Here is a 23,011-nt window from a genome sequence, read left to right as displayed (position 1 = left end):
CTTGTGGCATCGGATATCGGGCATTGGCGGCATACGCCCAAGCATATGACGTGCCGTGGTGGTATGGGTATGCTGGTCCGCATGAACGTCCACGACCGGCCCAGCCAACCCCTGACCTTCCTGCGCCGCGGCCAGCCCGTGACCCTGCCCGCCGTGCCACCCGAGCGCACCCTGCTGCAGGTGCTGCGCGAGGACCTGCACTGCACCGGCACCAAGGAGGGCTGCGGCGAGGGCGACTGCGGCGCCTGCACCGTGGTGCTGGGCGAGGCGGTGGACGGGCGGCTGAAGCTGCAGGCCGTCAACGCCTGCATCAAGCTGGCGCATTCCGTGCAAGGGCAGGCGGTGTTCACGGTGGAAGACCTGGGCGGCACCCACCCCGCGCAGGAGGCCATGGTGCAGTGCCACGCCAGCCAGTGCGGCTTCTGCACCCCGGGTTTCGTCATGAGCCTGTTCGCCCTGTACGAAGACACCGGCGGCGGCCAGGGCGTGGACCACGCCCGCGCGCAGGCCGCGCTGTCGGGCAACCTGTGCCGCTGCACCGGCTACCGCCCCATCCTGGACGCCGCCGCCCGCATGGGCGAGCTGCCCTGCCCGGCCGGCGCGCGCGTGGACGAGGCCGCCGTGCTGCGTGGCCTGCGCACCCTGGGCGGCGCGGCCCCGGACGCGCCCTACCAGCGCCCCGCCACGCTGCAAGCCCTGCTGAAGGCCCGCGCCGCGCACCCCGGCGCCCAGGTGGTGGCCGGCACCACCGACGTGGGCCTGTGGATCACCAAGCAGCACAAGACCTACGCCCGCCTGCTGGACGTGACCGGCGCCGCCGAGCTGCGCCGCGTGGAGACCTACCCGCACCACATCGCCATCGGCGCCGCCGTGAACCTGACGGACGCCTACGCCGCCCTCGTGGCCGAGCGGCCCTCGCTCGCCGCCTTCGCCCACCGCTTCGCCGGCCTGCCCGTGCGCAACGCGGGCACGCTGGGGGGCAACGTGGCGAACGGATCGCCCATCGGCGACAGCATGCCCCTGCTCATTGCCCTGGGCGCCAGCGTGGTGCTGATGCGCTGGGACACGAAGCGCCGCGCCATCGCCCACCGCGAGCTGGCGCTGGAAGATCTGTACACCGGCTACCGCCAGAACGTGATGCGGCCGGACGAGTTGCTCTGCTGGATCAAGGTGCCGCGCCCCGCGCCGGGCGAACGCCTGCAGGTCGACAAAGTGAGCAAACGCTTCGAGGACGACATCTCCGCCGTCTGCCTGGCCGTGAAGCTGCGCATCGAGGGCGGTGTCGTCCAGGAGGCCCGCATCGGCGCCGGTGGCGTGGCCGCTACGCCGGTGCGCGCGCCGCGGACCGAGGCGGCCTTGATCGGGCAGCCCTGGAACGAAGACACGGTGATGGCCGCCAGCGCCGTGCTGCGCGACGAGTTCCGCCCCATCAGCGACATGCGCGCCAGCGCCGACTACCGCCGCGCGGTGCTGGGCAACCTGCTGCGCCGCCACTGGCTGGCGCACCAGGGCCAGCGCGGCCTGCGGCTGGAAACGCTCGATCTGGAGGCCCTGGCATGAACGCCCCCGACACCGCCCTGTTGCAACAAGCCGCGCCCAGCGCCGCCGGCAGCTCGCGCTTCCACGAAAGCGCCCGCGCCCAGGTGGCCGGTGCCGCCACCTACATCGACGACATCCCCGAGGTGCGCGGCACCCTGCACGCCGCGCCCGTCTGCTCGCCCGTGGCGCACGGCCGCCTGAGCGGCTTCGACACCGCCGCCGCGCTGGCCGTCCCCGGCGTGCGCGCCTTCGTGAGCGCGGCCGACGTGCCCGGCGACCCCCTGCTCGCCGCCTTCGGCCACGACGAGCCCGTGTTCGCGCAGGACACCGTGCAGTTCCTGGGCCAGGCGATGGGCCTGATCGTGGCCGACGACGTGATGACCGCGCGCCGCGCCGCGCGCCTCGTCAAACCCCGCATCGAAGCCCTGCCGCCCGTGCTCACCGTGCACGAGGCGCATGAACGCCAGAGTTACGTGCTGCCCCCCGTGCACGTGGCGCGCGGCGACGCCGCCGCCGCGCTGGCGCGCGCCCCACACACCCTGGACGGCGAGTTCGAGGTCGGTGGCCAGGAGCACTTCTACCTGGAAGGCCAGATCGCCTACGCCCTGCCGCTGGAGCAGGACCAGTGGTGGGTCCACAGCAGCACCCAGCACCCCGGCGAGGTGCAGCACTGGGTGGCGCACGCGCTGGGCATTGCCAACCACGCGGTCACGGTGGAATGCCGGCGCATGGGCGGCGGCTTTGGCGGCAAGGAAACGCAAGCCGGCCACCTGGCCGTGTGGGCCGCACTGGCCGCGCGCAAGACCGGCCGGCCCGTCAAGCTGCGCCTGGACCGCGACGACGATTTCATGCTCACCGGCAAGCGCCACCCCTTCGCCTACCGCTACCGCGTGGGCTTCGACGACAGCGGCCGCCTGAGCGGCCTGCGCATCGCCATGCTGGCCAACTGCGGCTTCAGCGCCGACCTCTCCGGCCCCGTGGCCGACCGCGCCATCTTCCACTGCGACAACGCCTACTTCCTGGAAGACGTCGCCATCGACTCGTTCCGCTGCAAGACCAACACGCAGAGCCACACGGCATTCCGCGGCTTCGGGGGGCCGCAGGGCGTCATCGCCATCGAGCGCATCCTCGGCGACATCGCGCGCCACCTGGGGCTGGACCCCTTGCAGGTGCGGCTGCGCAACCTCTACGGCGTGGACGAGCGCGACCGGACGCACTACGACATGCAGGTGGAGGACAACATCCTCGAACCGCTGATGACCACGCTGGCGCAAACCGCGGGCTACGCCGCGCGCCGCGCCGCCATCGAGGCCTTCAATGCCAGGAGCCCGGTCATCAAGAAGGGCATCGCGCTGACGCCGGTGAAGTTCGGTATCAGCTTCACCGCCACCCTGTTCAACCAGTCCGGCGCGCTGGTGCACGTGTACACCGACGGCAGCGTGATGGTGAACCACGGTGGCACCGAGATGGGCCAGGGCCTGAACACCAAGGTCGCGCAGATCGTGGCCGACGAGCTGGGTGTGCCCTTCGAACGCGTGATGGCCACCGCCGCCAGCAGCGGCACCGACCTCAACGGCCGCGCCGCGCAGTTCGCCGCGCGCCACGTGCGCGACAACCTGGCCGCCTTCGTCGCCGGCCTGGACGGCTGCGGCGCGGGCGCGGTGCGCTTCGCCGCGGGCGAAGTGATCACACCCAGGAGCACGCGCCGCTTCGAGGACGTGGTGCACGCCGCCTACGCCAACCGCATCCAGTTGTGGAGCGACGGCTTCTACCGCACGCCCAAGATCCACTACGACAAGGTGACGATGAAGGGCCGGCCCTTCTACTACTTCGCCTACGGTGCGGCCGTCAGCGAAGTCGCCATCGACACATTCACCGGCGAGAGCCGCGTGCTGGCCGTGGACATCCTGCACGACGTGGGCCACAGCATCAACCCGGCCATCGACATCGGGCAGATCGAGGGCGGCTTCATCCAGGGCATGGGCTGGCTCACCACCGAACAACTGGTGTGGAACGACAAGGGCTACCTGCAGACCCACGCGCCCAGCACCTACAAGATCCCCACCGCGGGCGACCTGCCGCCGCACTGGAAGGTCGACCTGTGGCCCGAGGCCAACCGCGAGGACAACGTGCACGGCAGCAAGGCCGTGGGCGAGCCGCCCTTCATGCTGGCGATCAGCGTGTATGAGGCGCTGCGCGACGCGGTGGCGCAAGCGCAGGGCGACCCCGAGGCCATGAACGCGCCGGCGACGGCGGAAGAGGTGTTGCGGGCGCTGGGCGGGTAAGCAGCGTCAGCACAAGGCATGATCCATCATCCGCCTCCACACACCGGGCGGCTTGAACGGAGGGGTCATGGTTGGTCGCTACGCAGTCGACGGTTCAGAAGGGGAGTACGAGCCAGGTTCCGACGAGCAGGTTCTGCGCAACCTGGTCGGCATCGCGTCGCCAACCGACATGAATGACCTTGAGCTGGAACTGCTGAACCAGCTCTATCAAGATGTGTTGATCAACCAGTTGCCCGACCACACCATCACGACGGATGACTTGATGACATGGCACCGGCGGTGGTTGGGAAACGTATATGCATGGGCGGGGCAGGTACGTCAGGTCACCTTGAGCAAGGATGGCTTCCCTTTTGCGGCCGTTCCTCAGATTCCGCGCCTGCTGGCCGAGTACGAACGGGACCACTTGACGCGGTGGACGCCATGTAGCCGCCTGTCAACCAACGAATTGATCGAAGCCATCGCCATCACGCACGTGGAGTTCATCCTGATCCACCCGTTTCGCGAAGGCAACGGGCGGCTGTCGCGCCTACTGGCGGATGTGATGGCCGTGCAGGCAGGACACGACCCCCTGGACTACCGCGGATGGGACGCACGCAAGCCCGCGTACGTTGGTGCCATCCATGCGGGATTCAATGGCAACTACCAGCCGATGAGGGACTTTGTGGCGGAGGCCCTGGGCGACAGCCCGAAAGGTGTCAGCGTGCCAGAGTGATGTGCGAGAAACGCCGCGAAGGCTGTCGCAACTTGGATTCCAGCTCAGCGACACTTTGCCCCGTCTCGATGGCCGTCGAACTGGCCACGGAACGACGCACTGCCGCCGCACTGGGCTTGCGGCGAGGGGCATGGCCAAGGACTGGCTTGTCGGGCTTGGAGGGCATTGCCACAGTGTAGCGGGTGAGCGATACGGCGGGGGAGCGTGCCCACAATTCAGCGATGCTTGTCCCCGTAGCGCGGGGTGGGCTCCGCGATCAGGACTTCGGCTGGAATGCCCAGGCCCTGATGCAGTCGCCGGATCATGGGCAAGGTCAGAGGCCGCTTGTGAGCGAACACCTCGTACACCCTGTTGCTGCGCCCGATCAGGGGCTCCAGGTCCTTCACCGTCAACCCGGCCTGATCCATTCGAAAGCGGATCGCCTCTATCGGATCCGGCGGCAACACCGGGTAGTGCTTGCGCTCGTGCGCCTCGATGAGCGTGAGCAGCGCCTCGAAATACGCCCCTTCCTCGCTGTCGGGATCGGGCTCCTCGGCGGCATCAAAGAACACTTCGACGCGCTTGAGCGCCGCGCGGTAGTCCGCATCGGTGCGGATGGGGTTAAGGGTCATGTCGGTCTTGCTCATGGATCGATCTCCACCGCGTTGACGTCGATCGCGTCGTATTGGGCGTGCGTGCCAACGAACTTCACATACACCGCCTGAAACCGGTACGCCACCGCAACGACCAGGCGGTAGTCGTTGCCCTTGATGTTGAACACCACGCGCCGGTTCCTGAGCACGCTCGCGCTACGGAACTGGGCCTTGATGTCGGCCGGCTGGTGCCAGCTCGCGGCCTGCGCTTCCTCCAACCATGCCTTCAGCGCCTGCTCCGCGTCGCGGTGCTCTGCCTTCTCCCAGAAATCCTTCAGTGTCGAGATGGCGATGACGCGCATGGTGCCGAGTTTAGTCCCAAATTGGGACCATCGCAAAACCTCCCTGGCTGCCTGGAACCGTCATGAGCTTTCCCAGCACCCTTGGCACAATGGCCGGCCCATGAGACCTTTCCTCCCCGACTGGGCCCACCCCTGGATCGAAGCCATCACCATCGCCCTGCAGATCGTGATGATCATCCTGATCGCGATGCTGCTGCGTTCGCTGCTGCACCGCTTCATCGCCCGCCTGTCCGTCGAGAAGAACCTGCCGCTGGACTTCACCGTGGGCAGCAAGCGCCTGGTCAGCGTGCTCCTGGGCGGCGCGGCCCTGCTGTGGATCCTGGACCGCATGGGCGTGTCGGCCGGCGTCATCTGGGCCGGCTTCACCGGCTTCGTCACGGTGGGCGCCATCGCCTTCTTCGCCGCCTGGAGCGTGCTCTCCAACATCTTCTGCTCGGTGCTGATCTTCACCACGCGCCCCTTCGGCCTGCGCGACCACATCGAACTGCTCGAAGGCGGGGACAAGCCCGGCCTCGCCGGCGAGGTGCTGGACATCAACCTCGTCTACACCACGCTCAAGGAAGACCCGGTGGACGGCAAGGAACCCACCCACCTGCGCGTCCCCAACAGCCTGTTCTTCCAGCGCACCACGCGCCTGCGCAAGAGCCAGCAACCCGTGCTCGGTTCGTTGCTGGACTGATCGCCCATTCGGCCGCCGCGTAAAGCGCGTTACCGAGTTGTTTCCATTGCGCCGCCTCAGACACCTGCGGTTACAGGCACCCCCTGGCCCCGGACTAGATTTCGCTCACCGAAAAACCAGGAGTGAGCGCATGGACAAGTCAATGATCAAAGGCATGGCCCTCGGCGGCCTGGCGATGGTGGTGCTGGGTGCCGGCGCCGTGGGCGGGTACCAGACCCTGGCCAAGCCCAAGGAGGCCCAGGTGCTGTCCGTCAAGGAAGTGATGACCACCGTGAGCACGCCGCGCGAGGTGTGCGAGAACGTGGCCGTGCAGCGGCAGGCGCCCGTGAAGGACGAGCACCGCATCGCCGGCACCGTGGTCGGCGGCCTGGCCGGCGGCCTGCTGGGCAGCACCATCGGCAAGGGCTCGGGCAAGACGGTGGCCACCGTGGCCGGCGCCGCGGCCGGCGGCTACGCGGGCAACCAGGTGCAGAAGAACATGCAGAAGAACGACACCGTGACCACGACGGAGCGCCGCTGCCGCACGGTCAACGAGAAGTCGCAGAAGCTCTCGGGCTACGACGTGACCTACCGCCTCGACGGGCAGGACGCCACGGTGCGCACCTCGTTCAAGCCCGGGGCCACGCTGCCGGTGAAGGACGGCAAGGTCGACATGACCGCGCCATCGGGCGCGTAAGCGTGGGGCAGTAGCTGGCTTCTTTCAAAGCGCTCGCTGCGCAGGCCGCATGGGAACCCTGCATGGACAGGGCTCCACCTAGGCGGCTTCATCAACCCTTGCGAAAGAAGCCGCATGATTCACCAGCAAACAACTTCACCCTACGTCTATGTCGCCAGGACAACCCCTGCCGCCACGAAACATCCTTCGACCGCAGTCACGCTGACGTCTCTCGACGATTCTCCGCAGCGACGCCACGAGCTGCAGCGTCAGGCATGGAAGGAGGACATCAGCCTGTCTGTGGACATGGCAAAAGGCTCCCTGACCTACAACTTGCATCTGGCCGAACGGGCCAGTGCCCATGCCCGCAGGCTGTTGACGACCGGCTCCAATGCCGTTCCCGACGCCGTGCCCGGGCTCAGCGCGCAGGCCTCAAAGACGTGCATCAAGGCACAGCGTGGAATGGATCGCTCCACGCTCACGGAGGCCGCCAACCTGGGAAAGATTGGCTACGTGGTGGATCCGTATGACTCGCGTCGGATCTGGGTAAAGCTAACGGATGTGTCGAGGGTTCATGCGGCCTCGTTGAAGGCATCTGGCTTCGGGTATTGCGGCGAGCTGGCGGCAGCCGCATGGTGCTACCTCGCCGACAATTGCCCGGCGAACTACCCCATCGAGTTCTACAAGGTCAATGGAGGCAATCACCGCCTGATCATCATCGGGAGTGCGCCGAACCAGGTAGTGTGCGATCCCTGGGCCAACAAGACCTATCCCTTGTCAGACTTGGCCACCATGCAACTGCCGGAGAACGACGTGAAAAGCGTTGATGATCCAAACAGCACGCGTCACTACCTGTCTGGCGGCCTTGTTCCCGAGCGAGAGTGGATCGGCGTGCAGCGCTACTAGTAGCGACTGCGACCTGCCCCGTCTGGTGCGCCGAGAGGTTGTCAGCACGAGACACGGTTATGGGCCTCGCGCGTACACTTCCCCCTTGCTCCGGGGTGCCCAGGCCTGAGAAGGCCGGCGCTGAGATGGCTGAAGGGCCGAACCCGTGAACTTGATCCGGCTAGTACCGGCGAAAGAAGAGCGCATGCCGAGGTGAACGGCATGCCGGGCCCTCCGCCTTGTGGCGGTCCAGGGCACCTGGCATGAAGCCACCAACGCGGTCCTCCGGAGCAAGCACCTTTGTGTGATTGCTTGCCCCACAGGAGACCGCCCATGAACGCCCCCGACAAGTTCGCTCCGCTGCTCACGCTCACGCGTGAGCCCTTCCCCGCTTCCACCAAGGTGTTCGTGCCCGGCGCGCTGCCCGGCGTGAGCGTGCCCATGCGCGAGATCGCACTCACCAACGGCGAGCGCGTGACGGTGTACGACACCTCGGGCCCCTACACCGACCCGGGCGTGGCCATCGACGTGAAGAAGGGCCTGGCCCCGGTGCGCGCCGCCTGGATCGAGGCGCGCGGCGACACCGAGACCTACACGGGCCGCGAGCGCCAGGCGCTGGACGACGGCGCGAAGCATGAAGCGCGCGAGGCCGAGCGCATCGCCGCGCTGCGCACCGAAGCCGCCGCGCTGCAGCGCACGCCGCGCCGCGCCAAGGTGGGCGCCAACGTCACCCAGATGCACTACGCGCGCCAAGGCATCGTCACGCCCGAGATGGAGTACATCGCCATCCGCGAAAACGGCAAACGCGAGTGGATGCGCGAGTACCTGGGCGACGCCGAGCGCGAGGCCCGCCTGCGCGGCAACCCCATGGGCGCGCGCATCCCCGATGTCATCACGCCGGAGTTCGTGCGCGAGGAAGTGGCGCGCGGGCGCGCCATCATCCCGGCCAACATCAACCACCCCGAGCTCGAGCCGATGGTCATCGGCCGCAACTTCGGCGTGAAGATCAACGCCAACATCGGCAACTCGGCCGTCACCTCCAGCATCGAGGAAGAGGTGGAAAAACTCGTGTGGTCCATCCGCTGGGGCGGCGACACGGTGATGGACCTGTCCACCGGCAAGAACATCCACACCACACGCGACTGGATCGTGCGCAACTCGCCGGTGCCCATCGGCACCGTGCCCATCTACCAGGCGCTGGAGAAAGTGGGCGGCGTGGCCGAAGACCTCACCTGGGAAATCTTCCGCGACACGCTGATCGAGCAGGCCGAGCAAGGCATCGACTACTTCACCATCCACGCGGGCGTTCGCCTGCCCTTCATCCACCTCACCACCCAGCGGCGCACCGGCATCGTCTCGCGCGGCGGCAGCATCCTGGCCAAGTGGTGCATCACGCACCACAAGGAAAACTTCCTCTACACGCACTTCGAAGAGATCTGCGAAATCATGAAGGCCTACGACGTGAGCTTCTCGCTCGGCGACGGCCTGCGCCCCGGCAGCGGCGCCGACGCGAACGACGAAGCGCAGTTCGCCGAGCTGCGCACCCTGGGCGAACTCACGCAGATCGCCTGGAAGCACGACGTGCAGACCATGATCGAAGGCCCCGGCCACGTGCCCATGCACCTGATCCAGGCCAACATGGACGAGCAGTTGAAGCACTGCCACGAAGCGCCGTTCTACACCCTCGGCCCGCTCACCATCGACATCGCGCCGGGCTACGACCACATCGCCTCGGCCATCGGCGCGGCCATGATCGGCTGGATGGGCACGGCCATGCTGTGCTACGTGACGCCCAAGGAACACCTGGGCCTGCCCGACCGCGACGACGTGAAGCAGGGGATCATTGCCTACAAGATCGCCGCGCACGCGGCCGACATCGCCAAGGGCCACCCCGGCGCCCGCGCGCGCGACGACGCCATGAGCAAGGCGCGCTTCGAGTTCCGCTGGCGCGACCAGTTCGCGCTGGGCCTGGACCCGGACACGGCAGAGGCCTACCACGACGAGACCTTGCCCAAGGACTCGTCGAAGGAAGCGCACTTCTGCTCCATGTGCGGGCCCAAGTTCTGCTCCATGAAGATCACGCAGGACGTGCGCGACTACGCGGAGCAAAAGGGGCTGGCCGAGGCCGAGGCGCTGCAGCAGGGCATGGCCGAGAAATCGGCGCAGTTCAAGGCGGTGGGTGGCGAGTTCTACGTGCCGCTCGATGCGCTGAAGAAGGGCTGAGGATGGCGCGCATCGGCATCGCGGGCGCGGGCGTGCTGGGCCGGCTGCTGGCCTGGTGGCTGGCGCGCGACGGGCACGACGTGACCGTGTTCGACCCGGCCGACGGCCCGCTGCCGCCGGTGCAGGGCCGCGTGGCGCCCGCGCTGGCGCGGCCCCACGCCGCGGGCTTCACCGCCGCCGGCATGCTCAGCCCGCTGGCCGAGCTCGATGGCGCCGAGCCCGCCGTCGCGCGCCTGGGCTGGCGTTCGTTGCCGCTGTGGCGCGCCATCGGCCAGCGCCTGCGCGAGGGCGGCGCGCCCGAGCTGGTTCGCACCGAGGGCAGCCTGCTGCTGGCGCACGGCAGCGACCGGGGCAGCGCGCAGCGCACGCTCACGCGTCTGAGCGCCGTGGCCGAAGCGCCCGCGCCGCAGCCGCTGGATGCCGCCGCGCTGCGCGAGCTGGAGCCCGCGCTGGCCCCCGGCCTGCTGGCCTGGCTGCTGCCTGGCGAAGGCCAGTTGCTGCCGCGCGAGACCTTGCAGGCCCTGGCCGACCAGGCGCACGGCGTGCGCTGGCGCTGGGACACACGGGTGGACGCGGTGCACCCGGGTGCCCTGCAACTGGCCGACGGCAGCGGCTTCACGGCGGACCTCGCCATCGACACGCGCGGCCTGGGCGCGCGGCCCGAGGTGCCGCTGCGCGGCGTGCGCGGCGAGGTGGTGGGGCTGCACGCGCCCGGCGTGCGCCTGCACCGACCCGTGCGCCTGCTGCACCCGCGCCACCGCGTGTACCTGGTGCCGCGCCCCGGCGATCGTGTCGTGATCGGCGCCAGCGAGATCGAGAGCGAGGACCGCTCGCCCGTGAGCCTGCGCAGCGCGCTGGAGCTGATGTCGGCCGCGCACAGCGTGTTGCCGGAACTGGCGGAAGCGCGCATCGACCACCTGGAAACCAACCTGCGCCCAGCGCGCGCCGATCACCTGCCCTGCATCGAGCACGCGCCGGGCCTGCTGCGCATCAACGGCCTGTTCCGCCACGGCTGGATGGTGGCGCCCGCGCTAGTGCAGGACGCGCTCGCCGCCGCCGGCTGGGCGCGCAACGGAGAATTCCCGCCATGACAGAGACCACCCCCACCGTGCGGCTGAACGGCCGCGAACGGCCCTGCCCACCCGGCGCCACGCTGCAGGACCTGCTGGAGCGCGAAGGCCTGCGGCCCGAGCGCGTGGCCACCGCGCTCAACGCGCGCTTCGTGCCGCGCGCCGCGCGCGCCGACACCGTCTTGCAAGCCGGCGACGACGTCAGCACTTTCGAGGCCATCGTCGGAGGTTGAACATGAACACCCATGACACGAACGCTTCGACCACGCCGAGCTGGACGGCCTATGGCGAGACCCTCAGCTCGCGCCTGATGCTGGGCACGGCGGGCTACCCCTCGCCCACCGTGCTGCGCGACGCCATCACCGCCAGCGGCGCGGGCGTGGTCACCGTGGGCCTGCGCCGCATGGTCGCGGGCCAGGGCGGCGACAACGCCTTCCTGAGCGAGCTTCTGCCCCCCCTGCGCGCGCGCGGCGTGCGCCTGCTGCCCAACACCGCCGGCTGCCGCAGCGCGCGCGAGGCCGTGGCCCTGGCGCACATGGCGCGTGAGTTGATGGACACGCACTGGATCAAGCTGGAGGTGGTGGGCGACGAGCACACCCTGCAGCCCGACCCCTGGGGCACGGTGGAAGCGGCCGCCGAACTCGTGAAGGCCGGCTTCGCCGTCTTTCCCTATTGCACCGACGACCTCGTCACCTGCCAGCGCCTGCTGGACGCCGGCTGCGAGGTGCTGATGCCCTGGGGGGCGCCCATCGGCTCGGGCCAGGGCCTGCTCAACCCCTGGGCGCTGCGCACGCTGCGCGCGCGGCTGCCGCAGGTGCCGCTGGTGGTGGACGCCGGCATCGGCGCGCCCTCGCACGCCGCGCTGGCGCTCGAGCTCGGCTTCGATGCCGTGCTGCTCAACTCCGCCGTGGCGCACGCGCGCGATCCCGTGGCCATGGCGCGCGCCTTCGGCGACGCCGTGCGCGCCGGCCGCCTGGCCTTCGACGCCGGCGTGATGGCGCCGCAGGACATGGCCGTGGCCAGCACGCCCGTGGGCGGTCGGCCCATGCTGATCGGCTGATCCGTCGATCGGCCGCACCCACCACTGGCTGGACGGCCGGGCGAGGCCCGGTCGTTGAGCGACACTCCCCGCACCATGGACACCCCCGCTTCCACCGATTCACCCGCCGGCACGTCCACCGACGCCGTGCTGCGCCTCACCGCCCACGAAGCGGCCGAGCGCCTGGGGCTGCCGGCCGGCAGCCTCTCCGTTCCCGAACTCGCCCGCGCCTTGCGCGACCAGGGCGCCAGCGAGGTGGTCGTCACCGGCGATCCGCACGACTGGCTGGACACCGCGCACGCCAGCGGCTGGCTCACGCGCCCGCGCTCCGGCCCCACCGACCACGCCATGCGCTTCGAGGCCGCGCTGGCACGGGGCTGGGTCGCGGCCGATGCCGCCGTGCTCGCCCGCCTGCCCGAGCACGCCACGGCGCTCGACCTGCCCGTGCTCTCGGTGGACGAAACACCCGCGCGCTGGACCGCACCACTCACCCACGTGCCCGCCCTCGGCGTGTACGCCATCGTCGACAGCGCCGAGCGCGTGCGCGCCTGCGCCGAGGCCGGCGCGGGCCTGATCCAGCTGCGCATCAAGGCTCGGCGGGACGACCCTTCGCTGGTGCCCGAGATTCGAGCCGCGCTGGACGCCGCGAGCAGCCATGGGCGCACGCCGCTGGTGATCAACGACCACTGGCGCCTGGCGCTGTCGCTGCAAGCCCCCGCTCTGCACCTGGGCCAGGAGGACTGGCTCGCGCTGCGGCCCACCGAGCGCACCACCATCGCCGCCGCGCAGGCGCGCGGCCTGCAACTGGGCATGAGCTCGCACAGCCTGTGGGAGCTGTGCCGCGCGCGCGGCGCCGGGGCCGACCTGATCGCCTGCGGCCCGGTGTGGCCCACGCTCACCAAGGACATGCCCTGGCACGCGCAAGGCCTGGACAACCTTGCCTGGTGGGTGCGCATGGCGGGCCGCCCGGTCATCGCCATCGGTGGCATCCTGGCACCCGAGCAGCTCGAACAATGCGCGGCCACCGGCGCGGCCACCGTGTGCGTGGTGCGCGGCCTGGGCAACGACCCGCGCGCCACGCTGCCGCGCTGGCAGCGCGCGTGGGACGCGGGACACCACCATGCGGCGCCACGGCCCGCGCCGGCGTGGCCCCACCCCACACTGACGCCGGGAGCGGCGTGAACGCCCTCGGCATCGACGGCGCTCACACCGCCGCGCCCGGCGCACTCCTACAGCCGTGATCGATAACGACCTGCCCCCGCTGACCCCCACGCCGCCCGGCCTGTACCGCCACTACAAGGGCGGCTGGTACGAGGTGATCGACACCGTGCGCTGCAGCGAGACACTGCAGCCGCTGGTGCTGTACCGCGCGCTCTACGGTGGCTTCGGGCTGTGGGTGCGGCCCTCGGCCATGTTCAACGAGACCGGCGTATTCGAAGGCCGCGAGCAGAAGCGCTTTCGCCGCATCCGCGCGGCCGACCTGATGCCGGCCGACCTGGCCAGTGCACAGGCGCTCGTCGCCCACCTGCGCGGGCGCGCGGCGCGACAAGGCATCGACCTGGACACCGCCCTGCGCGCCCCACCGCCGGAGCCCACCACCTGCTGCGGGCGTGGCTGCAACGGCTGCGTGTGGGAGGGCTACTACCACGCCGTGCGCCACTGGGCCGACGACGCGCTGGAGCAACTGGGCTGAGGGCCGGCGCGCTCGCGAAGCGTCAAGCGCCACCCAGCACCGGCAGCGCGCGCAGCCGCTCCACCGCCATGTCCACGAACACCCGCACCTTGGCCGCCGCCTTGCGCCCGGCGGGGTACACCAGGTGCACGGGAATCGGCGGAGGTTCGTGGTCGGCCATCACCACGCGCAGGCGGCCGTCGGCCACCTCCTCGGCCACCTGGTAGGACAGCGCGCGCGTGAGGCCGCGCCCCGCGACGGCCGCCGAGATGGCCATCTCGCCGGTGTTGGCCACCAGCGGCGTGTCGATGGCCACCGCCTCGCGTTCGCCGCTGGGGTGCAGCGTCCAGGGCGCGGCCGTGGCGCCCATGGGCGAGAAGCCGATGCCCACGTGGTCCCTCAGATCGGCGACGGTGCGCGGTTCGCCGCGCGCGGCCAGGTAGTCGGGCGCGGCCACCATCACGCGCCGCACCGAGCCCACGCGCACGGCGGTGAGGCCGGAGTCGGGCAGGTGGGCGATGCGCACCGCCACGTCGTAGCCCTCGTCCACCAGGTGCACGATGCGGTCCACGAACAGGGTGCGCACCTGCACGCGCGCGTGCCGCTCCATGAAGGCCAGCACCAGCGGCGCCACGTGCCGCCGCCCGAACATCGACGAGGCGGTGACGCCCAGCACGCCCTGCGGTTCGCGAAAGGAGCCACCGGCCAGCGACTCGGCCTCGTCCAGTTCGCCCAGCAGGCGGCGGCAGTCGGCCACGAAGCGCTCGCCCGCTTCGGTGAAGCGCACGCTGCGCGTGGTGCGCACCAGCAGTTGCGCGCCGATGCGCGCCTCGAGCTGGTCCATGGCGCGCGAGACGGCCGGCGGCGAATGGCCCAGGCGCCGCGCGGCGCCCGCCAGGTTGCCGGCCTCGGCCACCGCCACCAGCACACGAAGGTGTTCGAGTTTGTCCATGCAGTCTTCCATTGCGTGGAAGGCAGAAATGCCTTTGGCGGGGATTCTGTTCGCGCGCCGCAATGCCTAAGCTGGCGTTCCGTTTTGACCCACCCCTTCCCAGGGGTCTTGCCAGGAGCCCACATGAACACCCCCGCCCCCAGGCCCGACCGACCGCTGCGCCTGCACCGCTTCGCGCTCTCCGGCCACGCGCACCGCGTGGAACTGTTCCTCTCCCTGCTCGGCCTGCCCTATGAAAACGTGGACGTGGACCTGCCCAAGGGCGCGCACCGCGAGGCGGCCTTCCTGCGCCTGAACCCGTTCGGCCAGGTGCCGGTGCTGGAGGACGGCGACGTGGTGCTGCCCGACAGCAACGCCATCCTGGTCTACCTGGCCGGCCGCTACGACCCGAGCGGCCGGTGGTGGCCGCGCGATCCGCTGGCCTGCGCGCAGGTGCAGCGCTGGTTCAGCGTGGCCGCCGGCCCGCTGGCCAACGGGCCCAGCGCGGCGCGAATCGCCCGCGTGTTCGGCCTGCCGCACGACGAGCGCAGCCACCTCGTCGCGCACGAACTCTTCAAGCGCATGGAGGCGCACCTGGAAGGGCGCGACTGGCTGGCCGCGCCCCACGCCACACTGGCCGACGTGTCCCTGTACACCTACACCGCGCACGCGCCGGAGGGCGGTGTGCCGCTGGACGACTACCCGCGCCTGCGCGCCTGGATCGCGCGCGTGGAAGCGCTGCCGGGCTTCGTGGGCATGGTGCGCTCGCCTTTGCCGAACGCGCCCGGCGCGCGGGCCGCCTGAGGGGAGCGCTGCCATGCACGACACCGCCACCTTTCACGACGGCGAACGGGCGATGCAGGCGCGGGCCGGCGCGCTGGAGCGGCTCACGGCCATCGGCCCGCGCGTGGTGCGCGATCACATGCCCGACCAGCACCGCGAGCTGTTCGAGAAGCTGCCCACGCTCGTCGTCGGCAGCCTCGACGCGGCGGGCCAGCCCTGGGCCTCGCTGCTGGCCGGGCCGCCGGGCTTCGTGCGCACGCCGGACGCGCGCCACCTGCGCGTGAACGCGCGGCCCGACGCCGACGACCCGCTGGCCCCCGCGCTCGCCCTGGGTGCGCCGCTGGGCCTGCTGGGCCTGGAGCCGCACACGCGGCGGCGCAACCGCATGAACGGGCGCGTGGTGGACGACGGCGCCGAGGGCTTCACCGTGCGGGTGGACCAGAGCTTCGGCAACTGCCCTCAGTACATCCAGGCGCGCGAGCCCGAGTGGGTGCCGCACGCGCCGCTGCCGGCGCAGCGCCACGGCGCCCGCCTGATCGAACCGGCGCGCGCCCTGCTCGCGCGCGCCGACACGGTCTTCATTGCCAGCGCCGCGCCGCGCGCGGGCTCGGGCTCGGGCGGCGAGGAGCCGAGCCAGGGCGTGGACGTGTCGCACCGCGGCGGTCTGCCCGGTTTCGTGCGCGTGCACGACGACGAGGGACCGCAGGGCGCGAGCGTGCTCACCTTGCCCGACTACCGCGGCAACTTCTTCTTCAACACCCTGGGCAACCTGCTGGCGCGCCCGCAGGCCGGGCTGCTCTGCGTGGACCCGGGCAGCGGCGACGTGCTGCAACTCGCGGCCGAGGCCAGCCTCGTGTGGGACGGCCCCGAACTGGCCGCCACGCCCGGCGCCGAGCGCCTGCTGCGCCTGCGGGTGGTGTCGCACCTGTGGCGGCCAGGGGCCTTGCCGTTGCGCTGGACGGCGCCCCAGTTCGCGCCGCAGTTCCTCCATCCAGCCAGGGGTTGATCAGCGCCCCTTCTCTTTCGGCGGATCCATCAGGCGTGGCGGCAACTCAACATCACCCGCCGCTTCCGCCAACGGCGAAGCGGCAATGAACGCCGGCAGACTCTGATGGCCCCCACCGAGTGGATCGAAGTCCTCCTTGGACAGCACGACCGCTACCGGTTTGCCACGCAGCTTGATGTACTGCGGTCCTTGTTGGCGGGCTGCCTTGATCAGCTCGGACAAACGGGCTCTGGCTTGCTCCATCTTCCATTCCTTCACAGCAATCCCCTTTCTGACCAGAAGCCTCGGGAGTGTCGGGTCGCGCTCGTCCGGGGCGCCCATCAAAACAACTCCCCCTGCGCCGACAGCGCCCCCGGCTGAAAGTGCGACAGGTCCATCGGCTCGCGGTCCTGCGAGTAGCCCAGCCGCGCGCAGGCCTTGTGGAAACGCTGGCGCAGCAAGTCGGCCCAGGGGCCGGTGCCTTTCATGCGGGTGGCGAAGTCGCTGTCGTAGTCGCGCCCGCCGCGCATGTCCTGGATGCGCGCCATCACGCGGCCCGCGCGCTCGGGGCAGTGCTGCTGCAGCCACTGGCGGAAGATGGGCGCGAGTTCCCAGGGCAGGCGGATCACCTGGTAGAAGGCGCGCCGCGCGCCGGCCTCGCGCGCGGCCTCCAGCACCTGCTCCATGTCCTCGTTCAGGAAGGGAATCTGCGGCGAGACGCTCACGCCCACGGGAATGCCGGCCTCGGCCAAGGTGCGGATGGTGCGCAGCCGCCGGTGCGGTGCGGCGGCGCGCGGCTCCAGCGTGCGCGCCAGCTTGGGGTCGAGCGTGGTGATGGTGACGTAGACCGCCGCCAGGCCCATCGTGGCCAGGGGCGCGAGCAGGTCGATGTCGCGCTCGACGCCGCTGCCCTTGGTGACGATGCCCACCGGGTGGCGGGCGCGAAAGAGCACGTCGAGGGCGGCGCGCGTGAGGCGCAGTTCGCGTTCGATGGGCTGGTAGGCATCGGTCACGGTGCCCAGGGCCATCATGCTCGGCTCGTACGACGGGCGCTGCAGCTCACGCGCCAGCACCTCGGCGAAGCCGCGCTTGGCGATCAGCTTCGTCTCGAAATCGAGCCCCGGCGAGAGGTTGAGGTAACTGTGGCTGGGCCGCGCGTAGCAGTACACGCAGCCGTGCTCGCAGCCCCGGTAGGGGTTGAGTCCGTGCACGAAGCCGATGTCGGGCGAGGCGTTGGTGGTGATGGCGCTTTTGGCGTCTTCCCAGCTCACGCTGGTGGCGGGCGCGGCGTGCTCTTCGGCCTGCGATTCGTCCAGCGTGCCCCAGCCGTCGTCGAAGGCGGCGCGCGCGGCGGACTCGAAGCGGTGAGGTTGGCGGAAGGAGACGCCACGCCCCTTCAGGGCCGCGACGGGGATGTGGACGTCGGGCATGACGGCCTCCTGATACTGTACAAAATCACAGTATAGAGAGTGCTGTCGCCGCCCGGTGGGCCGCCCGTCGTCGCCATGCGCTACCCCGTATCGGTAGGGTTCCGGCCGCGGCGCCGGCTTTCGTGACTTATGACCGTCGCGCTGCCTTGAGACTGCCATCGGGCCCTCCTTATACTGCCCGGGGATAGGTAAAAAGACGTCCAGCCCGCTCGCTGAGATCGCCTGGTTTTTCCAGCTTCAAGAGGGACCCCGGTTGAGCCAATCGAACATCGGCGGCTTTCGCATCGCCGGCGTGAGCACTTGCTTGCCGCCACTGGTGGTGGACAACCTCGACCCGGCCCTGGGCTTCGCGCCCGAGGACGTGCGCAAGGTGGTGGCCATGGCCGGCGTGCGCGAGCGCCGCGTGGTGCGGCCCGACATCACCTCGGCCGACCTGTGCCACCGCGCCGCCGAGCGCCTGATGGCGCGCCTGGGCTGGGCACCCGAGACGGTAAGCGCCCTGGTCTTCGTCACGCAGACGCCCGACCACTTCCTGCCCTCCACCAGTTGCCTGCTGCAGCAGCGCCTGGGCCTGCCCGACACCTGCGCCGCCTTCGACGTGGGCCTGGGCTGTTCGGGCTACCCCTATGGCCTGTACATCGCGGCCACCATGCTGCGCGGGGGCGGCCACCGGCGGGTGCTGATGCTGCACGGCGAAACGCCCAGCCGCTTCGTCAGCCCCGAGGACCAGGCCACCGTGCTGCTGTTCAGCGACGCCGGCTCGGCCACCGCGCTCGAACTCGACGACGACCCCGGCGCGGGCGGCCACTTCGTGCTGCACACCGACGGCAGCGGTGCCGAGGGCCTGATCCTGCGCGGCGGCGCCTTCCGCGACCGCGAGCCCGCCAACCCGCGCCACCGCTTCCTCGAAATGGACGGCGCGGCCATCTTCAACTTCACCATCAAGCGCGTGCCCGCGCTCATCGCCGACACCCTGGCCTTCGCCGGCAAGACCGTGGCCGAGGTGGACGCCTTCGTGTTCCACCAGTCCAACCGCTTCATCATGAAACACCTGATGAAGAAGAGCGGCCTGCCCGAGGACCGCGTGCCCTTCTCCATCGAGGACAGCGGCAACTGCGGCGGCCCGTCGGTGGCGGTGGCCATGACGCGCCGGCTCTCGCCGCCGCCACCCGGCCAGCGCCAACTCTGGATGCTGCTGGGCTATGGCGTGGGCCTGTCCTGGGGCGCGGCCCTGGTGCCGGTGGACGAGCGCACCGTGCTGCTGCACGACGACGGTGAAGGCCTTTGAACATCGCCGAGGCAACGCCCATGGACGCCAGCACCCGCCCCACCATCAATCAGACCGAGGCCCTGGCCCTGCTGGCCGAGTGCTTCAACGTGCCAGCCGACAGCCTGCACCCGGACGTGGAGCGCGAGTCCATCGAGGACTGGGACTCCATGGGCGCGCTCATGCTCATCGCGGAGCTCGACGAGCGCTTCGGCCTGGAGCTCACCGCCGAGGTCTCGCGCGAGATGACGCGCATCGGCCACGTGCTGGACTTCCTGCGCGCGCACGGGGTGCTGCGTGAGGGTGACTGAGACCCCGCGCCCCGCGGCGCCAGCGCCGCGCGTGCCGGCGCACGACAAGCTCGGCCGCCTGGTCGCGCGCAGTCTGGGCCTGGACGAGCCCGCGCTGCGCGAGGGCCTGCGCCCGGCCACGCTGGACGACCTGCCCGCCGTGCTGGCCCTGCGCCGCGAGCACCTGCTGCCCGGCCATCAATGGGACGACGACGCCTACCTGCGCTGGCGCTACCGCCTGGGGCGCGAGGGCGCGGGTTTCGGCGAGCTGTGGTGCCTGCGCGCGCACGGGCGGGTGCTGGCCACCATCGGCGTGGAAGACCTGCCCGTCGACATCGAGGGCCAGCACCTCACCGGTGCCCAGGTGATGGACCTGCTGGTGCGGCCCGAGGCGCAGGAGTCGGGCCTGGGCATCTGGCTCAACCAGGCCATGCTCGCACGCCACGACTTCACGCTGGCGGTGGGCGCCAACACGAACTCGGCCGGCATCGTGCGCCGCCTGTTCGAACCGCTGGCACCGCGCCTGACCTTCACCCACCCGCTGGACCTGGGCCCCTTCGTGCGCCGCCGCTGGCCCGCGCTGGCGGCCACGCCGCTGGCCATGCGCGTGGCCAACGCGGGCCTGGCCCTGCGGCGCCTGGCGCTGCGCGGGCGCCGGCCGCGCGGCTTCACCGTCGCAAGCACCACGCGGCTGGACCCCACGCTCGCCGCGCCGCGGCCGCGCGCGGCCGCTGGCGTGCACCTGCGGCACAGCGGCGCCTATCTGCAGCGGCGCCTGCTCGACAACCCGCGCCGGCCGCTCAGCCTTCGCGTGGCGCGGCGCGGCGACACCGTGGCCGGCCTCATCGCCTGGGCCGTGGAGGCCGACGACCTGGGCCGGCCCGAACTGCACCTGGTCGACTGGCACCACGATGGCAACGAGGCCCTGCTGGTGCTGTTGCACGAGGCGCTGCTCGAGGCCGCCGCGCGAGGCTGCACCTGCGTGCGCGTGCTGCTGCAGGACGAGGCCTCGCAGCGCGTGGCCGCGCGCGCCGGCTTCCTGCCGTCCAGCGACGACGACGGCCGCCCCTGTGGCGTGCAGTCGCGCGACGCCGGGCTCGCCGCGCGGCTCGCCGGTGCGCCCTGGGCCCTGACCGACCTGCACGACGACGCCGATGGCTTCTGAGCGCTCCACCACACACAAGGTCTGAACATGTGCGGCATCGCCGGCCTATTCAGCCCCCAGCGGCCGCCCGCGCGCCACGAGCTGGCGGCCATGGCGCGCACCCTGCACCACCGCGGCCCTGACGGCCAGGGCGTGTGGGTCGATGGCCCCATCGGCCTCGCGCACACGCGCCTGGCGATCATCGACCTGGCCGGCGGTGCGCAGCCCATGGCCAGCGAGGACGGCCAGGTGCAACTGGTCTTCAACGGCGAAGTCTTCAACTACATCGAGCTGCGCGCCGAGTTGCGCGCGCTGGGCCACCACTTCCGCACCGACTCCGACACCGAGGTGCTGCTGCAGGCCTACCGCGCCTGGGGCGATGCCTTCCTGCAGCGCCTCAACGGCCAGTTCGCCATCGGCCTGTGGGACGCGCCACGCCAGCGCCTGCTGCTGGCGCGCGATGGCGTGGGCATCCGCCCGCTGTTCTGGACGCGCGTCGGTGACCGCCTGGCCTTCGCCTCCGAGGCCAAGGCCCTGTTCGCCCTGCCCGAGGTGCCGCGCGCCTTGGACCCGGCCGGCCTGGCGTCCACCTTCGGCTGGTGGGCGCCGCTGGCGCCGCGCACGGCCTTCGCGGGCATCCACTGCCTGCCGCCGGGCCACTGCTTGGCGGTGGACGCGCGCGGCGAGACGCTCACGCGCTGGTGGGACTGGGACTTCCCCGACACCGACCCCTTCGCCCCGGTGGACGAGGACGCGCTGGCCGACGAACTGCACGCCCTGCTGGTGGACGCCGTGCGCCTGCAACTGCGCGCCGACGTGCCCGTGGGCGCCTACCTCAGCGGCGGGCTGGACTCGTCCATCCTCACCACCGTCATCCGCCGCCACACCGACACGCCGCTGCGCAGCTTCTCGCTCACTTTCGATGAGGCCGAGTACGACGAGAGCGAGCACCAGCGCCTGATGGTGCGCCACCTGGACACGCGGCACTCCGCCATCGGCTGCGGCCGGGCCGACATCGCCGCCGCCTTCGCGCGCACCGTGTGGCACGCCGAAACGCCCCTGGTGCGCACCGCGCCCGCACCCATGCTGCGCCTGGCCGACAGCGTGCGCGCCGCTGGCTACAAGGTGGTGCTCACCGGCGAGGGCGCGGACGAGGTCTTCGGCGGCTACGACCTGTTCAAGGAAGCGAGGATCCGCCGCTTCGTCGCGCAAGTGCCGGGCTCGGCGCGGCGTGCGCGCGCGGTGGAGCGGCTCTACCCCTGGATGGCGCGTTCGCCCGGCGGCGCCCACAACGCGCTCGCGCAGCGCTTCTTCACCGACAGCCGCGTGCCCGACGGCGACGCCAGCTACGCGCACCAGACGCGCCTGGCCAGCACGCGCCGCACCTGGGCCTTCTTCACGCCCGAGTGGCAATCCGCGCTCGCCGCGCACGACCCGGCCGCGCAGTGGCAGGCGCAAGTGCCCGACTCTTTCGCACAGTGGCCCGGCATGGCGCGCGACCAGTACACCGAGGCGCACACGCTCATGAGCGGCTACCTGCTCGCCGCGCAGGGCGACCGCATGGCCATGGCCGCGTCCATCGAAGGGCGCTACCCCTTCCTCGACCCGCGCGTGATCGCCTTCGCCGCCGCGCTGCCGCCGCGCCTGAAGATGCGCGGGCTGCGCGAGAAGCTGCTGCTGCGCCAGGCCTTCGCGCACGAGCTGCCGCCCGCCATCGGCCAGCGCACCAAGCAGCCCTACCGCTCGCCCGACTGCGCCAGCTTCTTCGACAAGGGCCAGCCCCTGCCCTGGGTGCGCGAGCTGCTGAGCGAGCACAGCCTGCGCGAGGCCGACCTGTTCGATGCGCCCGCGGTCGCGCGGCTCGGCGCCAAGTGCGCGGCCGGCCGGGCCATCGGCTTTGCCGACAACATGGCTTTCGTGGGCGTGCTGTCCACGATGCTGTTGCACCGGCAGTTCGTGCGCGCCGAAGCGCCTGCGCTGGAGACCACTTGAACATGGGCCCCTTCGTGCACAGCGCCTTTGAAACGCGTTGCCATGAGCAGCCGGGCAAGACCGCCCTGGTTCTTGGTGAGCGCCGGGTGAGCTACGGCGAACTCATCGCGCAGGTCAACGGCATCGCGGTGGCGCTGCACGAGACGGGCATCACACACGGCGATCGTGTGGTGCTGCTGCTCGACAGCGGCGTGGACTACGTCGCCGCGCTGCACGCGGTTTGGCGCCTGGGCGCGGTGGCGGTGCCGCTGGGCCCGCAGACCAAGGCCGCCAAGCTCACGCATGTGCTGAGCGACACCGGTGCGCGCGCCTTGCTGACGCAAGCCACGCTGGCGAACGTGTGGAGCGCGGCCTTGAACGACACCTCGCTGCGGGTGTGGGTGCGCGGCGAAACGGCCTCGCCTGCCCTCGCGTGGCCTTCGCCATCGAACCGCGCCACCGACCTGCCCGGCCCCGCCAGCGCCAGCCAGCTCGGCACCCTCATCTACACCTCCGG

At 70.8% G+C, this 23,011-nt stretch carries 24 protein-coding genes, 1 pseudogene and 1 riboswitch; of the genes and pseudogenes, 20 read left to right on the top strand and 5 right to left on the bottom strand.

The annotated features are described in order from the left end of the window. Window positions 1-81 precede the first annotated feature (81 nt). From xdhA to VLG41_RS09730, 3 genes are all read left to right on the top strand, one after another. Window positions 82-1,560 carry a xanthine dehydrogenase small subunit gene (xdhA, locus tag VLG41_RS09740; protein WP_325349193.1) on the top strand — a complete coding sequence of 493 codons (1,479 nt, stop codon included), beginning with the start codon at window positions 82-84 and terminating at the stop codon, window positions 1,558-1,560. Continuing rightward, window positions 1,557-3,824, top strand: coding sequence for a xanthine dehydrogenase molybdopterin binding subunit (gene xdhB, locus VLG41_RS09735; protein ID WP_325349192.1), 2,268 nt, complete (start codon window positions 1,557-1,559; stop codon window positions 3,822-3,824). Before xdhA ends, xdhB begins: the two co-directional genes overlap by 4 nt. Before the next feature lie 67 nt (window positions 3,825-3,891). Continuing rightward, window positions 3,892-4,536: a Fic/DOC family protein gene (locus VLG41_RS09730; protein WP_325349191.1), complete on the top strand. Its 645-nt coding sequence runs from the start codon at window positions 3,892-3,894 to the stop codon at window positions 4,534-4,536. Window positions 4,537-4,751: 215 nt separating this feature from the next. Here the strand turns inward: VLG41_RS09730 and VLG41_RS09725 are convergent, their stop codons facing one another. Further along, window positions 4,752-5,147, bottom strand: a complete 396-nt coding sequence (locus VLG41_RS09725) for a transcriptional regulator (RefSeq protein ID WP_349255681.1) — start codon at window positions 5,145-5,147, stop codon at window positions 4,752-4,754. Window positions 5,148-5,158: 11 nt separating this feature from the next. Beyond that, a complete protein-coding gene (locus tag VLG41_RS09720; RefSeq protein ID WP_325349189.1) occupies window positions 5,159-5,470 on the bottom strand; it encodes a type II toxin-antitoxin system HigB family toxin in 312 nt (103 codons plus the stop codon). Window positions 5,471-5,570: 100 nt separating this feature from the next. Here VLG41_RS09720 and VLG41_RS09715 point away from each other — a divergent pair, with 100 nt between their 5' ends. From VLG41_RS09715 to VLG41_RS09670, 10 genes and pseudogenes are all read left to right on the top strand, one after another. Then, complete coding sequence (locus VLG41_RS09715; RefSeq protein WP_325349188.1) at window positions 5,571-6,149, top strand: mechanosensitive ion channel family protein; 579 nt, start codon at window positions 5,571-5,573, stop codon at window positions 6,147-6,149. Between the two features lie 130 nt (window positions 6,150-6,279). Next, on the top strand, window positions 6,280-6,825 hold the full coding sequence (locus VLG41_RS09710) for a glycine zipper 2TM domain-containing protein (protein ID WP_325349187.1): 546 nt from the start codon (window positions 6,280-6,282) through the stop codon (window positions 6,823-6,825). 114 nt (window positions 6,826-6,939) lie between these two features. Next, window positions 6,940-7,710, top strand: coding sequence for a hypothetical protein (locus VLG41_RS09705; RefSeq protein ID WP_325349186.1), 771 nt, complete (start codon window positions 6,940-6,942; stop codon window positions 7,708-7,710). Between the two features lie 81 nt (window positions 7,711-7,791). Then, window positions 7,792-7,905: riboswitch (TPP riboswitch) on the top strand. A 117-nt stretch (window positions 7,906-8,022) separates the two neighbouring features. Further along, the gene (gene thiC, locus VLG41_RS09700; RefSeq protein WP_325349185.1) at window positions 8,023-9,912 is read left to right on the top strand and encodes a phosphomethylpyrimidine synthase ThiC; all 1,890 of its coding nucleotides are present in this window, start codon (window positions 8,023-8,025) and stop codon (window positions 9,910-9,912) included. Window positions 9,913-9,914: 2 nt separating this feature from the next. Then, window positions 9,915-11,003 (top strand): FAD-dependent oxidoreductase, encoded by a 1,089-nt coding sequence (locus VLG41_RS09695; protein ID WP_325349184.1) that lies wholly within the window; start codon window positions 9,915-9,917, stop codon window positions 11,001-11,003. Then, window positions 11,000-11,215, top strand: a complete 216-nt coding sequence (gene thiS / locus VLG41_RS09690; protein ID WP_325349183.1) for a sulfur carrier protein ThiS — start codon at window positions 11,000-11,002, stop codon at window positions 11,213-11,215. Before VLG41_RS09695 ends, thiS begins: the two co-directional genes overlap by 4 nt. Before the next feature lie 2 nt (window positions 11,216-11,217). Continuing rightward, entirely contained in the window at window positions 11,218-12,042 is an 825-nt protein-coding gene (locus VLG41_RS09685) for a thiazole synthase (RefSeq protein ID WP_325349182.1), read from the top strand. A gap of 75 nt (window positions 12,043-12,117) precedes the next feature. Then, a complete protein-coding gene (locus tag VLG41_RS09680; protein WP_325349181.1) occupies window positions 12,118-13,203 on the top strand; it encodes a thiamine phosphate synthase in 1,086 nt (361 codons plus the stop codon). 55 nt (window positions 13,204-13,258) lie between these two features. Then, a pseudogene (locus VLG41_RS09675) lies at window positions 13,259-13,486 on the top strand (DUF1653 domain-containing protein); the annotation flags it as partial. An 18-nt stretch (window positions 13,487-13,504) separates the two neighbouring features. Next, window positions 13,505-13,714, top strand: coding sequence for an oxidoreductase-like domain-containing protein (locus VLG41_RS09670; protein WP_325349223.1), 210 nt, complete (start codon window positions 13,505-13,507; stop codon window positions 13,712-13,714). A gap of 22 nt (window positions 13,715-13,736) precedes the next feature. On the opposite strand, the gene VLG41_RS09665 is transcribed toward VLG41_RS09670, so the two are convergent. Further along, window positions 13,737-14,645: a LysR family transcriptional regulator gene (locus tag VLG41_RS09665; protein ID WP_325349180.1), complete on the bottom strand. Its 909-nt coding sequence runs from the start codon at window positions 14,643-14,645 to the stop codon at window positions 13,737-13,739. 123 nt (window positions 14,646-14,768) lie between these two features. Between VLG41_RS09665 and VLG41_RS09660 the strand changes: the two genes are divergently transcribed. Further along, window positions 14,769-15,428, top strand: a complete 660-nt coding sequence (locus tag VLG41_RS09660) for a glutathione S-transferase (RefSeq protein ID WP_325349179.1) — start codon at window positions 14,769-14,771, stop codon at window positions 15,426-15,428. A gap of 13 nt (window positions 15,429-15,441) precedes the next feature. Continuing rightward, the gene (locus tag VLG41_RS09655; protein ID WP_325349178.1) at window positions 15,442-16,413 is read left to right on the top strand and encodes a pyridoxamine 5'-phosphate oxidase family protein; all 972 of its coding nucleotides are present in this window, start codon (window positions 15,442-15,444) and stop codon (window positions 16,411-16,413) included. Here the strand turns inward: VLG41_RS09655 and VLG41_RS09650 are convergent, their stop codons facing one another. Together VLG41_RS09650 and VLG41_RS09645 are read right to left on the bottom strand one after the other, a co-directional pair. After that, a complete protein-coding gene (locus VLG41_RS09650) occupies window positions 16,414-16,734 on the bottom strand; it encodes a type II toxin-antitoxin system prevent-host-death family antitoxin (RefSeq protein WP_325349177.1) in 321 nt (106 codons plus the stop codon). Next, a complete protein-coding gene (locus VLG41_RS09645) occupies window positions 16,734-17,822 on the bottom strand; it encodes a PA0069 family radical SAM protein (protein ID WP_325349176.1) in 1,089 nt (362 codons plus the stop codon). Before VLG41_RS09645 ends, VLG41_RS09650 begins: the two co-directional genes overlap by 1 nt. A 253-nt stretch (window positions 17,823-18,075) precedes the next feature. Here VLG41_RS09645 and VLG41_RS09640 point away from each other — a divergent pair, with 253 nt between their 5' ends. The 5 genes from VLG41_RS09640 to VLG41_RS09620 all read left to right on the top strand — a co-directional run. Then, window positions 18,076-19,110 (top strand): ketoacyl-ACP synthase III, encoded by a 1,035-nt coding sequence (locus tag VLG41_RS09640; protein ID WP_325349175.1) that lies wholly within the window; start codon window positions 18,076-18,078, stop codon window positions 19,108-19,110. A gap of 20 nt (window positions 19,111-19,130) precedes the next feature. After that, entirely contained in the window at window positions 19,131-19,400 is a 270-nt protein-coding gene (locus VLG41_RS09635) for an acyl carrier protein (RefSeq protein ID WP_325349174.1), read from the top strand. Beyond that, complete coding sequence (locus VLG41_RS09630; RefSeq protein ID WP_325349173.1) at window positions 19,393-20,544, top strand: hypothetical protein; 1,152 nt, start codon at window positions 19,393-19,395, stop codon at window positions 20,542-20,544. Before VLG41_RS09635 ends, VLG41_RS09630 begins: the two co-directional genes overlap by 8 nt. A gap of 27 nt (window positions 20,545-20,571) precedes the next feature. After that, complete coding sequence (gene asnB, locus VLG41_RS09625; protein ID WP_325349172.1) at window positions 20,572-22,515, top strand: asparagine synthase (glutamine-hydrolyzing); 1,944 nt, start codon at window positions 20,572-20,574, stop codon at window positions 22,513-22,515. A gap of 2 nt (window positions 22,516-22,517) precedes the next feature. Beyond that, on the top strand, window positions 22,518-23,011 hold a 494-nt coding region (locus VLG41_RS09620; protein ID WP_325349222.1), incomplete at its 3' end, for an AMP-binding protein.

Source organism: Hydrogenophaga sp., from assembly GCF_035481345.1.
GTDB lineage: Bacteria > Pseudomonadota > Gammaproteobacteria > Burkholderiales > Burkholderiaceae_C > Hydrogenophaga.
The sequence above is the reverse complement of the archived record's forward strand: the minus strand, read 5'-3'. Positions and strand labels throughout refer to the sequence as shown.

Bases quoted from the DNA above. Each gene is read 5' to 3' on its own strand.
- xdhA (WP_325349193.1), top strand. From the start codon at position 82: ATGAACGTCCACGACCGGCCCAGCCAACCCCTGACCTTCCTGCGCCGC.
- xdhB (WP_325349192.1), top strand. From the start codon at position 1,557: ATGAACGCCCCCGACACCGCCCTGTTGCAACAAGCCGCGCCCAGCGCC.
- VLG41_RS09730 (WP_325349191.1), top strand. From the start codon at position 3,892: ATGGTTGGTCGCTACGCAGTCGACGGTTCAGAAGGGGAGTACGAGCCA.
- VLG41_RS09725 (WP_349255681.1), bottom strand. From the start codon at position 5,147: ATGACCCTTAACCCCATCCGCACCGATGCGGACTACCGCGCGGCGCTC.
- VLG41_RS09720 (WP_325349189.1), bottom strand. From the start codon at position 5,470: ATGCGCGTCATCGCCATCTCGACACTGAAGGATTTCTGGGAGAAGGCA.
- VLG41_RS09715 (WP_325349188.1), top strand. From the start codon at position 5,571: ATGAGACCTTTCCTCCCCGACTGGGCCCACCCCTGGATCGAAGCCATC.
- VLG41_RS09710 (WP_325349187.1), top strand. From the start codon at position 6,280: ATGGACAAGTCAATGATCAAAGGCATGGCCCTCGGCGGCCTGGCGATG.
- VLG41_RS09705 (WP_325349186.1), top strand. From the start codon at position 6,940: ATGATTCACCAGCAAACAACTTCACCCTACGTCTATGTCGCCAGGACA.
- thiC (WP_325349185.1), top strand. From the start codon at position 8,023: ATGAACGCCCCCGACAAGTTCGCTCCGCTGCTCACGCTCACGCGTGAG.
- VLG41_RS09695 (WP_325349184.1), top strand. From the start codon at position 9,915: ATGGCGCGCATCGGCATCGCGGGCGCGGGCGTGCTGGGCCGGCTGCTG.
- thiS (WP_325349183.1), top strand. From the start codon at position 11,000: ATGACAGAGACCACCCCCACCGTGCGGCTGAACGGCCGCGAACGGCCC.
- VLG41_RS09685 (WP_325349182.1), top strand. From the start codon at position 11,218: ATGAACACCCATGACACGAACGCTTCGACCACGCCGAGCTGGACGGCC.
- VLG41_RS09680 (WP_325349181.1), top strand. From the start codon at position 12,118: ATGGACACCCCCGCTTCCACCGATTCACCCGCCGGCACGTCCACCGAC.
- VLG41_RS09670 (WP_325349223.1), top strand. From the start codon at position 13,505: ATGCCGGCCGACCTGGCCAGTGCACAGGCGCTCGTCGCCCACCTGCGC.
- VLG41_RS09665 (WP_325349180.1), bottom strand. From the start codon at position 14,645: ATGGACAAACTCGAACACCTTCGTGTGCTGGTGGCGGTGGCCGAGGCC.
- VLG41_RS09660 (WP_325349179.1), top strand. From the start codon at position 14,769: ATGAACACCCCCGCCCCCAGGCCCGACCGACCGCTGCGCCTGCACCGC.
- VLG41_RS09655 (WP_325349178.1), top strand. From the start codon at position 15,442: ATGCACGACACCGCCACCTTTCACGACGGCGAACGGGCGATGCAGGCG.
- VLG41_RS09650 (WP_325349177.1), bottom strand. From the start codon at position 16,734: ATGGGCGCCCCGGACGAGCGCGACCCGACACTCCCGAGGCTTCTGGTC.
- VLG41_RS09645 (WP_325349176.1), bottom strand. From the start codon at position 17,822: ATGCCCGACGTCCACATCCCCGTCGCGGCCCTGAAGGGGCGTGGCGTC.
- VLG41_RS09635 (WP_325349174.1), top strand. From the start codon at position 19,131: ATGGACGCCAGCACCCGCCCCACCATCAATCAGACCGAGGCCCTGGCC.
- asnB (WP_325349172.1), top strand. From the start codon at position 20,572: ATGTGCGGCATCGCCGGCCTATTCAGCCCCCAGCGGCCGCCCGCGCGC.